Here is a 12,599-nt window from a genome sequence, read left to right as displayed (position 1 = left end):
TCAGCCCCCCAGGAAGGTGCGGCGCACCTCGTCATTGTCCATCAGCTCCTTGCCGGTGCCGGTATGGGCATTGGCGCCCTGGACCAGAACGTAAGCCTTGTCGGCGATGTTCATGGCCTGCTTGGCGTTCTGTTCGACCATCAGCACCGGCAGACCGCCACGGGCGATGGCGATGATGCGGTCAAAAAGCTCGTCCATGACGATGGGGCTGACGCCCGCCGTCGGCTCGTCCAGCATCAGCAGGCTGGGCCGGGTCATCAGCGCCCGGCTGACCGCGACCTGCTGGCGCTGACCGCCGGACAACTCGCCTGCTGCCTGCTTGCGCTTGTCGGCCACGGCGGGAAACAGTTCATAGACCTGTTCCATCGTCTGGCGGATATCGTCGTCGCGGATGAAGGCGCCCATCTCCAGATTCTCCTCGACCGACATCGAGGGGAAGATGTTGTTCACCTGCGGCACGAAGCCCATCCCCGCCTTGACCCGGTCCTGCGGGTTCAGCTGGGTGATGTCGGTGCCGTTCAGCCGGACCGAGCCTTCGCGCAGGTTCAGCATCCCGAACAGCGCCTTCATCGCGGTGGATTTGCCGGCACCGTTCGGGCCGACGATGACCGCAATCTCGCCCTGCTCGACGGCGATGGTGCAATCGTGCAGGATATCGGGACCGCGGCCATAGCCGCCGGTCATGTTCTCGCCGATCAGGAACGGGTCGCCGGGCCGGCCGGGGCCGGTCGGGCCGGAACGACGTTCGCCGTCGATCTCGCCCCGGCCACCCGGGTTGACGATCGAGGCGTCACGGCTCTTGCCGAAAGGATCCTTGTCGCTCATGCGCCGATCATCTCCTTGTTCTTCAAACCGCGACCCAGATAGGCCTCGATCACGGCCTCGTTCTGCATGATGCTGTCGGCCGAGCCCTCGGCCAGAACCTTGCCCTCGGCCATGACGATGACCGGGTCGCAAAGCTTGCCGATGAAATCCATGTCATGCTCGATGACGCAGAAAGTATAGCCGCGCTCCTTGTTCAGCCGGGTGATGGCGTCGGCGATGGTCATCAGCAGGGTGCGGTTCACGCCGGCGCCGACCTCGTCCAGAAAGACGATCTTGGCATCGACCATCATCGTCCGGCCCAGTTCCAGCAGCTTTTTCTGCCCGCCCGACAGATTGCCGGCCTTCTCGTCGGCGACATGGGAAATGGTCAGGAATTCCAGCACCTCGTCGGCCTTGGCCCGCAGCCGCTCTTCCTCCTGCCGGATCTTGCCGCGCGCGAACCATGTATTGACCAGGGCTTCGCCGGTCTGGCCGGCGGGCACCATCATCAGGTTCTCTCGCACCGTCATCGAGGCGAATTCATGCGCCAGCTGGAAGGTGCGCAGCAGCCCCTTATGGAACAACTGGTGCGGTGCCAACCCGGTAATGTCCTCGCCATCCATCAGGACGCGTCCCGATGTCGGCGCATGAACGCCGGCGATCACATTGAAAAGGGTGGATTTTCCGGCGCCGTTGGGACCAATCAGCCCGGTAATCGAACCGGTCTCGATGGTCAGGCTTGCGCCGTCCACGGCGGAGAAGCCGCCGAATTTCTTGTGCAGGTTTTCAACCCGGATCATTGCATCCCCGTCGTGCAAGATGGTGTCTCAAGGCCGCGCGCTTGTTAATTGTAATCTAACATTTTTTCGCGCTTCTGGCCATCGCAAAAGGCCCGGCGCTGAAAGCGCCGGGCCGAAATTGCTGTTGGGCGATCAGTGGAAGCCCACGACTTCCAGCTTGCCGTCCTTGATGGTGGTTTCGCGGTAGGAGCCGGCGCTCTCGCCCGGCTCGACCAGTTCCACCGACGAGGCGCCGACATAGTCGATATCGGTGCCGGCAGCCAGAAGCTCCAGACCCTTGGCGAGTTCGCCCGGCAGGATCTGTTCGCCCGGTGCATTGGCGATTTCCATCACCTTTTCCTTGGCCATCGCCGGATCCGACGATCCCGCAGCCTGCATCGACAGCAGAATCAGCGCGGCGGCGTCATAGGCTTCGGCGGCATAGGCACCGGTGGCGTCGAAACCGCCGGCCGAGGCCACGTCGGCGAAGCGCGCCGGGCCGTCACCGTCGGCGGCCGGGTTGATGCCGATGGAGCCCTCGATCTCGGAGCCGAAATTATTGACCAGGGCGTCGTTGACCATGCCGTCAGGGAAGACGAACATGTCGAAGGCGCCCGTGTCGAGTGCGCCACGGGTCACGCCCGAGCCACCCTGATCGACATAGCCCGCCACCACGAGCGCGTCACCGCCTGCCGCAGCCAGAGCCGCGACCTCGGCCGAGTAATCGGCCTTGCCGTCGTCATGCGCGGCCGAGATGGTGACCGTGCCGCCAAGCTTTTCGAATGCGGCCTGTATGCTGTCGGCCAGCCCCTTGCCGTAATCGTTGTTGGTATAGGTGATGGCGACCGATTCGAAGCCTTTGGCCTTCATCAGATCGGCGATGACTTCGCCCTGACGTGCATCCGAAGGTGCGGTGCGGAAGAACAGCCCGTTATCCTCGATGCTCGACAGCGCCGGCGAGGTGGCCGAGGGCGAGATCATCATCACGCCGTTGGGAATGCCGACCTTTTCCAGCACCGCGATGGTTTCGCCCGAGCATTGCCCGCCGACCATCACCTTGGCGCCTTCGGCGACCTGGCGTTCGGCTGCGGCCACGCTGGCGGCGGCGTCGGTGCAGGTGGTGTCGGAGCGCGAGGTAACTACGGTAGATCCGTCAAGGAACTTGCCGGAATCGCTGACTTCCTTGGCCGCGGCCTCGCCGCCGGCTGCGATGTCGGGTGCCATGGATTCGAGCGGCCCGGTAAAGCCGAGATGCAGGCCCAGCTTGACCTCTTCGGCGCTGGCAGTTCCGACCAGAAGCGCGCTGGCAGCAGTCGCGAGAAGCAGTTTTTTCATTTCAGATCCCCTGTTGGTCTTGATCATAAGGTGAGGTTATCGGGCCATAAGCCAGATTGTAAAGTTGATTGTAGAGTCAACTCGCCTCGGTCGGGCGGCTGCGTCGTGAACGACCATTGAACTCGCATGGCCTCTGCGGGCTTTCCCTTCCTGCTGCGCGTCTCTATATACGGGCGCGTAACCTTAAGGAGTATCTGCCATGACGCAGGATCAGCGCCCGAACACCGCCGCCCGCAACTGGGACAAGGCCGGCTGGCGCGCCTATCCGCGCATCCAGATGCCGGATTATCCCGACGCCGCCGCGCTGAACGCGGTCGAGGCGCAACTGGCGAAATACCCGCCGCTGGTCTTCGCCGGCGAGGCGCGCCGGCTGCGCGCCCATCTGGCCGATGTCGCGGCGGGTCGTGCCTTCCTGCTGCAGGGCGGGGATTGCGCGGAAAGCTTCGGCGAATTCAGCGCTGACAATATCCGCGACACCTTCAAGGTCATGCTGCAGATGGCCGTGGTGCTGACCTGGGGCGCCCAGCTTCCGGTGGTGAAGGTCGGCCGCATGGCCGGGCAATTCGCCAAGCCGCGCTCGGCCCCCACGGAAACCGTGGACGGGGTGGAACTGCCCTCCTATCGCGGCGATATCATCAACGGCTTCGACTTCACCTCGGCGGCGCGGGTGCCCGATCCGCAGAGGATGCTGGCCGCCTATACGCAGGCCGCCGCCTCGCTGAACCTGCTGCGCGCGTTCTCGACCGGCGGTTATGCCGATATCCACCGCGTGCAAAGCTGGATCGCCGATTTCACCTCGGGTCCCGAGGCCGAACGGTATCGCTCCATCGCCGACCGGATCAGCGATGCGATGGCCTTCATGCAGGCTGCCGGCGTCACCGCCGACACCGCGCATGAGCTGGGTCAGGTCGAGTTCTATACCAGCCACGAGGCCCTGCTTCTGGAATATGAAGAGGCGCTTTCGCGGATCGACACGACGACCGGTGTGCCGGTCGCGGGTTCGGGCCACATGATCTGGATCGGCGACCGCACCCGCCAGCCGGACGGGGCGCATGTCGAATTCTGCCGTGGCGTGCAGAACCCGATCGGGCTGAAATGCGGCCCGACCACGACCGCCGAGGATCTGAAAATCCTGATGGAAAAGCTGAACCCGGAAAACGAGGCCGGCCGGCTGACCCTGATCGCCCGCTTCGGGGCCGGCAAGGTCGGCGACAACCTGCCGCGCCTGATTCAGACAGTTCAGCAGGAAGGCGCCAATGTGGTCTGGTCCTGCGACCCGATGCACGGCAATGTCATCAAGTCCTCGACCGGCTACAAGACCCGGCCCTTCGATTCGATCCTGCGCGAGGTGCGCGAGTTCTTCGCCATCCACAAGGCCGAGGGCTCGATCCCTGGCGGCGTGCATTTCGAGATGACCGGCAAGGACGTGACCGAATGCACCGGCGGCGTGCGCGCGGTGACGGACGAGGATCTGTCAGATCGCTATCACACCGCCTGCGACCCGCGCCTGAATGCCAGCCAATCGCTGGAACTGGCATTCCTCGTGGCCGAGGAGTTGCGCGCCCGCCGCGTCGCCGAAGCCGCGCCGCGCGCGGCGGCAAGCTGAACCGGGCTGACATGACATGGAAAAGGGGCCGAGCGGCCCCTTTTTTCATGCCCTGCCGTGCCCTGCGCCTATCCGCGCCACAGATGCGACAATGCCTTGGTGGGGTTGTCGGCTGACCAGATCTCGCTGCCGATGGCAATGAAATCGGTGATCGGGGCCAGCTTGCCCATGATCGCGGCATCGAGCCCGCCCTCGGCCACGACCGGGACCTCGATCATCTCGCTCCACCAGGCGAAAAGCTCCGGCTCGGCCATCTCGCCCGAACCGAGGCTGGTCGGGCGCACCGGGCCGAAGCTGACATAATCGGCGCCGGCTTCCGCCGCCGTCATGCCCTCGTGGCGCGAGGCGTTGCAATAGGCGCCGACGATGGCGTCGGGGCCCAGCACGGCGCGGGCCTGGCGGATATGCCGGCCGCCCGATTTCAGCAGATGCACGCCGTCCAGCCCGTGCTGCTGTGCCAGCTGGACGTGATCCTCGATCACCACGGCGATGTCATGGGCATGGGCCAGTTCGCGCACCGTATCGGCCATGCGTCCCAGCTTGGCCTCGTCGCCGGCGCCGGGGATGCGGATGCAGGCGACCTCGAATCGTTCGATGATCTCGGCCAGCATCGGCTGGATCGCGCTCGGCTCGGCACCGACGGGGGTAATCAGGTAAAGCTGCGGCGCCGTCGGCGCATCGGGCTGGTCGGTCATCGCGTCTTCCTCTTTGCGCATGGCATATCAGCGCATCGTCCCGCGCGCCAGAGCTTGCGGGTGCGGGCGCGCGGCGCTAACAGGCGCGTCATGCCTCAGAACCCGTCCCAGCCCGTCATCATCCTGACCCGCCCGCAGATGGGCGAGAATATCGGCGCGGCGGCCCGTGCGATGCTGAATTTCGGCCTGACCGAGATGCGCATCGTCGATCCGCGCGACGGCTGGCCCAATCCGCGCGCCGTGGCCATGGCCTCGGGGGCGGCGGGGCAGGTGCTGGACCGGGCGCGGGTCTATCCGACCCTGGCCGAGGCGATGGAGGGCATCACCTATGCCTTCGCCACCACCGCGCGGGGCCGCGAATTGACCAAGCCGGTCTTCACGCCGGCGACGGCAAGCGCGCAGGCGCGCGACGAGATCGGGCAGGGCGGTCGCGTTGCCTTCATCTTCGGCCCGGAACGCGCCGGGCTTGAGAATGACGATATCGCCCGGGCCAATGCCATCCTGACGGTGCCGGTGAACCCGGATTTCCCGTCGCTGAACCTTGGTCAGGCGGTGTTGCTGGTGGGCTACGAATGGGCGCAGGACCGGCTGCCGGCGCAGCCCATGCCGACCGGGCGGCGGCCTGCGGGCGAGGTCGTGGCCGACCGGGTCGAGATCGAGAAGCTGGCCGATCATTACGAGGCGAAGCTGGACGAGGCCGGCTACTTCTTCCCGCCCGAGAAGGCGCCGCCGATGAAGCTGAACCTGCGCAACCTCTGGTCGCGCATGGGGCTGACCCGCGCCGATGTGCAGGTGCTGCACGGGATGCTGCGCCAGCTCACCCGGCGCTAGACCTTGGCGGGGCAAAGCGCTAACAGGACGCAATGACCAAGACGCGCAAACCCGGTGAGAACCCCAGCCGCGAGGACAAGCTTGGCGCGGCGCTGAGGGCGAACCTCGCTCGGCGCAAGGCTCAGGCCCGGGCGCGCGCCGATCAGGACGAGCAGCAAGAGGGCGCGGCTAGGCCGGACAACGCCCCCGAAAGCGAGGAATAATGGACCAGATCATCGTGCAGGGCGGGGGAGAGCTTTATGGCGAGATCCCGATTACCGGTGCCAAGAATGCCTGCCTGACGCTGATGCCGGCGACGCTGCTGACCGATCAGCCGCTTACGCTGACCAATGCGCCGCGGCTGTCCGACATCAAGACCATGACCGCGCTTCTGCAATCGCTGGGGGCCGAGGTCGTGTCGATGCAGGACGGTCAGGTTCTGGCCATGTCCAGCCACGACCTGACCAGCCAGACCGCCGAATACGAGATCGTGCGCAAGATGCGCGCCTCGATTCTGGTGCTGGGTCCGCTGCTGGCGCGTTATGGCGAGGCGACGGTCTCGCTGCCCGGGGGCTGTGCCATCGGCGCGCGCCCCGTCGATCTGCACCTGCAGGCGCTGGAGGCGATGGGCGCGACGCTTGACCTGCGCGACGGCTATGTCCATGCCAAGGCGCCTGCTGGCGGGCTGAAGGGGGCGGTGATCGAATTCCCGCTGGTCTCGGTCGGGGCCACGGAAAACGCGCTGATGGCGGCGACGCTGGCGCGTGGCACCACGGTCCTGAAGAACGCCGCGCGCGAACCCGAGATCGTCGATCTGGCCGAATGCCTGCGCCGCATGGGCGCCCAGATCGAGGGCGAGGAGACCGGCACCATCACCGTTCAGGGTGTGCCGGCGCTGCGCGGTGCCACCCATCCCGTCGTCACCGACCGGATCGAGCTGGGCACCTATATGCTGCTGCCCGCGATCTGCGGCGGCGAGGTCGAATGCCTGGGCGGCAGGCTCGACCTGATCGGCGCCTTTGCCGAGAAGCTGGACGAGGCCGGGATCGGCGTCATCCAGACCGAGCGCGGCATCAAGGTCAGCCGCAAGAACGGCCGCGTCCGCGCCGTCGATGTGGTTACCGAACCCTTCCCCGGCTTCCCGACCGATCTGCAGGCGCAGATGATGGCGCTGATGTGCACCGCCGAAGGCACCTCGGTGCTGGAGGAAAAGATCTTCGAGAACCGTTTCATGCACGCGCCGGAACTGATCCGCATGGGCGCGCGCATCGACGTTCATGGCGGTCATGCCACCGTCACCGGGGTCGATAAACTGCGCGGTGCGCCGGTGATGGCGACCGATCTGCGCGCCTCGATCAGCCTGATCCTTGCCGGTCTGGCGGCGGAAGGCGAAACCGTGGTCAGCCGCGTCTATCACCTGGATCGCGGCTATGAGCGCGTCGTGCGCAAGCTGCGCGACGTGGGTGCCAATATCAAACGGATCAAAGAGGCCCATCCCGATGAGTGACGCCAGCTTCCACGATGTCGAACCCGGCCCGCTGAGCCTGCGCGCCGAGGGGTCCGAGGATATCTCGGTCCTGTCGATGCTGGTGCAGGACGCGGTCCTGACCGGCGCCGATATCACCTTCGACCGCAAGCGCCGGCAATTGGCGATGCTGATCAACCGCTTCCGCTGGGAAGATGCCGAGGCCGCCGAGCGCGAGGGCCGCGATTTCGAACGCGTCCGGGCGCTTCTGGTGATCTCGGACATTACCGGGCTCAGCAGCGACGGCATCCGGCGCGACGACCCCGAGGAGGTGCTTTCGCTTCTGGCGCTTGCCTGGCAACCCGGCGAGGACGGCACCGGCCGCCTGCTGCTGGAATTCGCCGGCGACGGCACGATTGCGGCGGATGTCGAGTGCATTTCCGTCGATCTGCGCGACGTGACCCGCCCCTATGCGGCGAATTCGCGGCACATGCCGCGCCATGACGACGCGTGACGGCGGGCTTCCAGCTTTGGCAGCTGACACCGGACCGGGCCGAGGAATGGCGCGCGATCCGGATGGAGGCCTTGCGCACCGCGCCCGAGGCCTTCGGGTCGTCCTTCGACGACTGGGACGGTCGCCCGCTTGAGGATTTTGCGCAACGGCTGACCAGTTGCGAGATGTGGGCCGCCGGACCCGCCCCGGGCCATCCGCAGGCCGTGGCCAGCTGGGAGGCCGACATTTCCCCCGCCGAGCCCGACCTGGGCTGGGTGATGTCGGTCTATGTCGCGCCGGGCGCGCGGGGCCGGGGGCTTGGCGATGCCATCTTCGCGCGGCTGATGGAACGCGCGGCCCTTGCCGGGATGACGCGGATGGGGCTGCATGTCGGCCAGCACAATGCGCCGGCGCAGGCGCTTTACAGCCGCGCCGGTTTCGTGCCGACCGGCGGGCCGCCGATGCTGAACGAACGCGGCAACTGGGAAATCGAGATGCGCCGGATGCTGCGCCCGGCCCTGCGTCACCGGCTGCGCGCGCTCTGCGCTTGAGCGTCGCGGGCCTAGCGGCTAGACCTTTGCCGCAAGAAGGAGCCCGCCATGCCCGTCACCCTGACCACCGCCGATCCCGATTTCGAGACCCGTTTTGCGGCCATGCTTTCGGCCAAGCGCGAGGATTCGGCCGATGTGGGCGATGTGGTCGCGGCGATTATCGCCGATGTCCGGGCGCGGGGCGATGCGGCGCTGATCGACTATACCGCGCGTTTCGACCGGCTCGACCTGACGCCCCGGACGCTGCGCTTTTCCGATGCCGAGATCGCGGCAGAGATCGCCCGGGTCGCGCCCGGGGATCGCGCCGCGCTGGAACTGGCGGCGGAACGCATCCGCGCCTATCATGCCCGCCAGATGCCTCAGGACCAGTCCTGGACGGATGAGGTTGGCGCGACGCTCGGCTGGCGGTGGACGCCGGTTTCGGCGGCGGGGCTTTATGTGCCGGGCGGGCAGGCCAGCTATCCGTCCTCGGTGCTGATGAATGCGGTGCCGGCACGGGTTGCAGGCGTCGAGCGGCTGGTGGTTTGCGTGCCCACACCGGGCGGCGCGGTCAATCCGCTGGTGCTTCTGGCCTGCCGACTGGCCGGGGTGGACGAGATTTACCGTGTGGGCGGGGCGCAGGCGATTGCGGCCATGGCCTACGGGACCGCCAGCATGGCCCCGGTCGACAAGATCACCGGGCCGGGCAATGCATATGTCGCCGCCGCCAAGCGGCAGGTCTTCGGGCGCGTGGGCATCGACATGATCGCCGGCCCCTCCGAAGTTCTGATCATCGCCGATGCCGATCAGAACCCCGATTGGCTGGCGCTCGATCTGATGGCGCAGGCCGAACATGACGCCGATGCCCAGTCGATCCTGATCACCCCCGATCCGGCGATGGCCCGCGCCGTGGCCGAGGCCGTCGAACGCCTGATCCCGACCCTGGAACGCGCCGGGATCGCCGGTGCCAGCTGGCGCGATTACGGCACCGTCATCGTCACCCGCGATCTTGACGAGGCGGCGGCGCTTTCAGACCGCATCGCGCCCGAGCATCTGGAGCTTTGCGTGGCCGATCCCGAAGCCCTGGCGCAAAAGACCCGCCATGCCGGCGCGATCTTCCTTGGCGCCCATACGCCCGAGGCGGTGGGCGATTATGTCAGCGGGCCGAACCATGTGCTGCCGACGGCCCGCTCGGCGCGGTTTTCCTCGGGCCTGTCGGTGATGGATTTCCTCAAGCGCACGACGCTGGCGCGGCTTTCGCCGGGTGCGCTTGCGGCCATCGGGCCGGCGGCGGTGCGGCTGGCGGAATCGGAGGGCCTGCAGGCGCATGGCCTGTCGGTCGCGGCCCGCATCGGGATGCTGAACCAGAAGGCGGGCACGGATGCTTGAAGGTATCGCCCCCTATCTCGGCTATGCGGCGGCGGTGCTGGGCACGCTCTGCTGGGTGCCGCAGCTGGCGCGGACCTTTCGCACCCGCATGGTGCGTGACATATCCTTCTGGACGACGCTGCTTCTGCTGATCACCGTCAGCCTTTGGCTTCTCTATGGCTTGATTCTCGGGGCCTGGCCGATCATCGTCGCCAATGTGTTAAGTGCATGTGCAATCGCCGGCCTGCTGATTGCCAAGATTATCTGGGAGAAGCCATGAGCAGCCTGATCCGCGTCACCATCGACGACAGCGCCATCCCGCCGGCCTCGGCCGAGGTCATTCAGGATCGCAAGGTCGCGATCTACGATCTGATCGAGGAAAACAGCTTCGATCTGCCGGGCCGCGACGGCCAGCCCGTGCCGCCCGGCCCCTATGGGCTGCAACTGGCGATTCGCGATGGCCGGCTGGTCTTCGACATCTCGACCGAGGATGGCGGCAAGGTCGGCGAGTTTCACCTGTCGCTGGGACCGTTCCGGCAGGTGGTGAAGGACTATTTCCAGATCTGCGCCAGCTATTACGATGCCGTGAAGACCATGCCTCCGGCCCAGATCGAGGCCATCGACATGGCCCGGCGCGGCATCCATAACGAGGGCGCGCGCACCCTGCAGGAACGGCTGGAAGGCAAGGCCGTGGTCGATATCGACACCTCGCGCCGGCTGTTCACCCTGATTTGCGCGCTGATCCCGCAAGGCTGACATGCCCGGGCCGATCATCCCCCATTCCATCCTGTTCTGCTGCGATCACAACGCCGTTCGCTCGCCCATGGCCGAGGGGATGATGAAGCGCTTCTATGGCCGCTCGGCCTATGTGCAGTCGGCGGGGGTCAAGAACGATCTCGAAATCGACGGTTTCGCCGTCGCCGTCTGTGCCGAACTGGGGGTGGAACTGTCGCGCCACCGCTCGCGCAGCTTCGAGGAGATGCAAAGCTGGGGCGACGATCTGGGCAGTTTCGACCTGATCGTGGCGCTGTCGCCGGCCTCGCAGCGGCAGGCGATGGAACTGACGCGTCATGCGCATCTGGATATCGAATACTGGCCGGTCATGGACCCGACCGGCCTGGCCGAGGGGCGCGAGGCGGTGCTGCTGAAATACCGCGAGGCGCGCGATCAGATTCGCGGCCGCATGGTCGACCGCTTCGGCCCGCCGACCGAGCCCTAGGCGCGGCAACCGTGGAAAGGGGAGGAACCATGTCCACCGAAGATCCTGTCGTCATCGTCGATTTTGCCCGCACGCCGATGGGCGGGTTTCAGGGCGATTTCGCCACTGTCCCCGCCGCCGATCTGGGCGCGGCCGCGATCCGCGCCGCCGTCGCGCGCAGCGGTGTCGGCCCCGATCTGGTCGAGGAGGTCATCATGGGCTGCGTCCTGCCCGCCGGTCAGGGTCAGGCACCGGCCCGGCAGGCGGCGCTCGGTGCCGGGCTGCCGCTTGGCGCCTGCGCGACCACGGTCAACAAGATGTGCGGATCGGGCATGAAGGCCGCGATGCTGGCCCATGACGCGATCCTTGCCGGCAGCGCGCAGGTCGTCGTCGCCGGCGGCATGGAGAGCATGTCGAACGCCCCCTATCTGCTGCCCAAGGCCCGTGCCGGGATGCGCATGGGTCATGGGCAGGTGATGGATCACATGTTCCTCGACGGGCTGGAAGACGCCTATGACAAGGGCCGCCTGATGGGCACCTTCGCCGAGGATTGCGCCGAAGCCTATAGCTTCACCCGCCAGCAACAGGACGATTTCGCCATCGCCTCGCTGGATCGCGCACAGGCGGCGATTGCCGAGGGCCGGTTCAAGGCCGAAATCGCGCCCGTGACCGTGCCGACCCGCAAGGGCGAGGTGGTCGTGGATACCGACGAACAGCCCGGAAAGGCCGATCCGGGCAAGATCCGCAGCCTGAAACCCGCCTTCCGCAAGGACGGCACGGTGACGGCGGCGAATTCCTCCTCGATCTCGGACGGGGCGGCGGCGCTGGTGCTGATGCGGCTCAGCCGGGCGCGGGCGCTCGGGTTGGTGCCGCGCGGCGTGATCCGGGGTCATGCCAGCTTTGCCGACAAGCCCTCGCTGTTTCCGACCGCGCCGGTCGGGGCGATGAAGCGGCTGATGGAGCGGGTGGACTGGAACTTCCCCGAGGTCGATCTGTTCGAGATCAACGAGGCCTTTGCCGTCGTCACCATGGCGGCGATGCGCGATCTGCACCTGCCGCATGAGAAGGTGAATATCCATGGCGGCGCCTGCGCGCTCGGTCATCCCATTGGCGCGTCCGGCGCGCGGGTGCTGGTGACGCTGCTGGCGGCGCTGGAAACGCATGGCATGGATCGCGGCGTTGCATCCCTGTGCATCGGCGGCGGCGAGGCGACCGCCGTTGCCATCGAACGTTTCGCCTGATCAGACGGTCCGACGGTCTGCTAGCCGTCTGGAGAGGCGGGCTTTCACGCTGGATCGTCAGATCAAGGGATTGAACGCGATGCCCGCTTTGAGCCCAGGTTGACCGGTGCTGCTCTCAGGCGCGAATGTCCGCGAAGCGCAGGAGTTGCCTTTGCACAGACTGTGACAGCGTGGACGGTCCGGACGAAGGCCCTCATGGTGCTCAAGTCAGCGTGGCTATCCGTAAGCGTTGTCTGACTGGCACAGCGGCCTCAGCTTGACGGCTTGAAGTTCCA

15 protein-coding genes are annotated in these 12,599 nt (G+C 66.4%); 11 read left to right on the top strand and 4 right to left on the bottom strand.

Translation table 11 applies throughout. The annotated features are described in order from the left end of the window. The 3 genes from Q0330_RS15995 to Q0330_RS15985 all read right to left on the bottom strand — a co-directional run bounded on the left by Q0330_RS15995 (nucleotide 1) and on the right by Q0330_RS15985 (nucleotide 2,918). Nucleotides 1-825 carry an ABC transporter ATP-binding protein gene (locus Q0330_RS15995; RefSeq protein ID WP_299481711.1) on the bottom strand — a complete coding sequence of 275 codons (825 nt, stop codon included), beginning with the start codon at nucleotides 823-825 and terminating at the stop codon, nucleotides 1-3. Then, nucleotides 822-1,604 (bottom strand): ABC transporter ATP-binding protein, encoded by a 783-nt coding sequence (locus Q0330_RS15990; protein WP_299481708.1) that lies wholly within the window; start codon nucleotides 1,602-1,604, stop codon nucleotides 822-824. Before Q0330_RS15990 ends, Q0330_RS15995 begins: the two co-directional genes overlap by 4 nt. Before the next feature lie 132 nt (nucleotides 1,605-1,736). After that, nucleotides 1,737-2,918, bottom strand: a complete 1,182-nt coding sequence (locus Q0330_RS15985) for an ABC transporter substrate-binding protein (protein ID WP_299481705.1) — start codon at nucleotides 2,916-2,918, stop codon at nucleotides 1,737-1,739. A gap of 199 nt (nucleotides 2,919-3,117) precedes the next feature. On the opposite strand from Q0330_RS15985, the gene Q0330_RS15980 reads away from it, so the two are divergent. Continuing rightward, on the top strand, nucleotides 3,118-4,524 hold the full coding sequence (locus Q0330_RS15980; RefSeq protein ID WP_299481702.1) for a class II 3-deoxy-7-phosphoheptulonate synthase: 1,407 nt from the start codon (nucleotides 3,118-3,120) through the stop codon (nucleotides 4,522-4,524). Between the two features lie 68 nt (nucleotides 4,525-4,592). On the opposite strand, the gene Q0330_RS15975 is transcribed toward Q0330_RS15980, so the two are convergent. Continuing rightward, nucleotides 4,593-5,219 (bottom strand): thiamine phosphate synthase, encoded by a 627-nt coding sequence (locus Q0330_RS15975; protein ID WP_299481699.1) that lies wholly within the window; start codon nucleotides 5,217-5,219, stop codon nucleotides 4,593-4,595. 90 nt (nucleotides 5,220-5,309) lie between these two features. Between Q0330_RS15975 and Q0330_RS15970 the strand changes: the two genes are divergently transcribed. The 10 genes from Q0330_RS15970 to Q0330_RS15925 are packed head-to-tail and all read left to right on the top strand — an operon-like array spanning nucleotide 5,310 to nucleotide 12,324. Beyond that, complete coding sequence (locus Q0330_RS15970) at nucleotides 5,310-6,050, top strand: RNA methyltransferase (RefSeq protein ID WP_299481696.1); 741 nt, start codon at nucleotides 5,310-5,312, stop codon at nucleotides 6,048-6,050. A gap of 32 nt (nucleotides 6,051-6,082) precedes the next feature. After that, complete coding sequence (locus tag Q0330_RS15965) at nucleotides 6,083-6,253, top strand: hypothetical protein (RefSeq protein WP_299481693.1); 171 nt, start codon at nucleotides 6,083-6,085, stop codon at nucleotides 6,251-6,253. Then, nucleotides 6,253-7,536, top strand: coding sequence for a UDP-N-acetylglucosamine 1-carboxyvinyltransferase (murA, locus tag Q0330_RS15960; RefSeq protein ID WP_299481690.1), 1,284 nt, complete (start codon nucleotides 6,253-6,255; stop codon nucleotides 7,534-7,536). Before Q0330_RS15965 ends, murA begins: the two co-directional genes overlap by 1 nt. Continuing rightward, nucleotides 7,529-8,008 (top strand): DUF2948 family protein, encoded by a 480-nt coding sequence (locus tag Q0330_RS15955; RefSeq protein WP_299481688.1) that lies wholly within the window; start codon nucleotides 7,529-7,531, stop codon nucleotides 8,006-8,008. Before murA ends, Q0330_RS15955 begins: the two co-directional genes overlap by 8 nt. Beyond that, nucleotides 8,005-8,538: a GNAT family N-acetyltransferase gene (locus tag Q0330_RS15950; RefSeq protein ID WP_299481685.1), complete on the top strand. Its 534-nt coding sequence runs from the start codon at nucleotides 8,005-8,007 to the stop codon at nucleotides 8,536-8,538. The genes Q0330_RS15955 and Q0330_RS15950 overlap by 4 nt, the downstream gene beginning before the upstream one ends. A 48-nt stretch (nucleotides 8,539-8,586) precedes the next feature. Then, nucleotides 8,587-9,906, top strand: a complete 1,320-nt coding sequence (gene hisD, locus Q0330_RS15945; protein ID WP_299481682.1) for a histidinol dehydrogenase — start codon at nucleotides 8,587-8,589, stop codon at nucleotides 9,904-9,906. Then, the gene (locus Q0330_RS15940; RefSeq protein WP_299481679.1) at nucleotides 9,899-10,165 is read left to right on the top strand and encodes a SemiSWEET family transporter; all 267 of its coding nucleotides are present in this window, start codon (nucleotides 9,899-9,901) and stop codon (nucleotides 10,163-10,165) included. Before hisD ends, Q0330_RS15940 begins: the two co-directional genes overlap by 8 nt. Continuing rightward, nucleotides 10,162-10,641, top strand: coding sequence for a UPF0262 family protein (locus tag Q0330_RS15935; protein WP_299481676.1), 480 nt, complete (start codon nucleotides 10,162-10,164; stop codon nucleotides 10,639-10,641). Before Q0330_RS15940 ends, Q0330_RS15935 begins: the two co-directional genes overlap by 4 nt. Nucleotide 10,642: 1 nt before the next feature. After that, nucleotides 10,643-11,104 (top strand): low molecular weight phosphatase family protein, encoded by a 462-nt coding sequence (locus Q0330_RS15930; RefSeq protein WP_299481673.1) that lies wholly within the window; start codon nucleotides 10,643-10,645, stop codon nucleotides 11,102-11,104. 29 nt (nucleotides 11,105-11,133) lie between these two features. After that, nucleotides 11,134-12,324, top strand: coding sequence for an acetyl-CoA C-acyltransferase (locus tag Q0330_RS15925; RefSeq protein ID WP_299481670.1), 1,191 nt, complete (start codon nucleotides 11,134-11,136; stop codon nucleotides 12,322-12,324). The last annotated feature ends 275 nt before the right edge of the window (nucleotides 12,325-12,599 follow it).

The sequence above is a fragment of the uncultured Paracoccus sp. genome (assembly GCF_937873615.1).
Classification (GTDB): Bacteria; Pseudomonadota; Alphaproteobacteria; order Rhodobacterales; family Rhodobacteraceae; genus Paracoccus.
This window is presented reverse-complemented; position numbering and strand designations above follow the sequence as displayed.

Coding starts and splice junctions, on each gene's coding strand:
- Q0330_RS15990 (WP_299481708.1), bottom strand. CDS start 1,604: ATGATCCGGGTTGAAAACCTGCACAAGAAATTCGGCGGCTTCTCCGCC.
- Q0330_RS15980 (WP_299481702.1), top strand. CDS start 3,118: ATGACGCAGGATCAGCGCCCGAACACCGCCGCCCGCAACTGGGACAAG.
- murA (WP_299481690.1), top strand. CDS start 6,253: ATGGACCAGATCATCGTGCAGGGCGGGGGAGAGCTTTATGGCGAGATC.
- Q0330_RS15935 (WP_299481676.1), top strand. CDS start 10,162: ATGAGCAGCCTGATCCGCGTCACCATCGACGACAGCGCCATCCCGCCG.
- Q0330_RS15955 (WP_299481688.1), top strand. CDS start 7,529: ATGAGTGACGCCAGCTTCCACGATGTCGAACCCGGCCCGCTGAGCCTG.
- Q0330_RS15995 (WP_299481711.1), bottom strand. CDS start 825: ATGAGCGACAAGGATCCTTTCGGCAAGAGCCGTGACGCCTCGATCGTC.
- Q0330_RS15930 (WP_299481673.1), top strand. CDS start 10,643: ATGCCCGGGCCGATCATCCCCCATTCCATCCTGTTCTGCTGCGATCAC.
- Q0330_RS15985 (WP_299481705.1), bottom strand. CDS start 2,918: ATGAAAAAACTGCTTCTCGCGACTGCTGCCAGCGCGCTTCTGGTCGGA.
- Q0330_RS15965 (WP_299481693.1), top strand. CDS start 6,083: ATGACCAAGACGCGCAAACCCGGTGAGAACCCCAGCCGCGAGGACAAG.
- Q0330_RS15925 (WP_299481670.1), top strand. CDS start 11,134: ATGTCCACCGAAGATCCTGTCGTCATCGTCGATTTTGCCCGCACGCCG.
- Q0330_RS15975 (WP_299481699.1), bottom strand. CDS start 5,219: ATGACCGACCAGCCCGATGCGCCGACGGCGCCGCAGCTTTACCTGATT.
- Q0330_RS15940 (WP_299481679.1), top strand. CDS start 9,899: ATGCTTGAAGGTATCGCCCCCTATCTCGGCTATGCGGCGGCGGTGCTG.
- Q0330_RS15970 (WP_299481696.1), top strand. CDS start 5,310: ATGCCTCAGAACCCGTCCCAGCCCGTCATCATCCTGACCCGCCCGCAG.
- hisD (WP_299481682.1), top strand. CDS start 8,587: ATGCCCGTCACCCTGACCACCGCCGATCCCGATTTCGAGACCCGTTTT.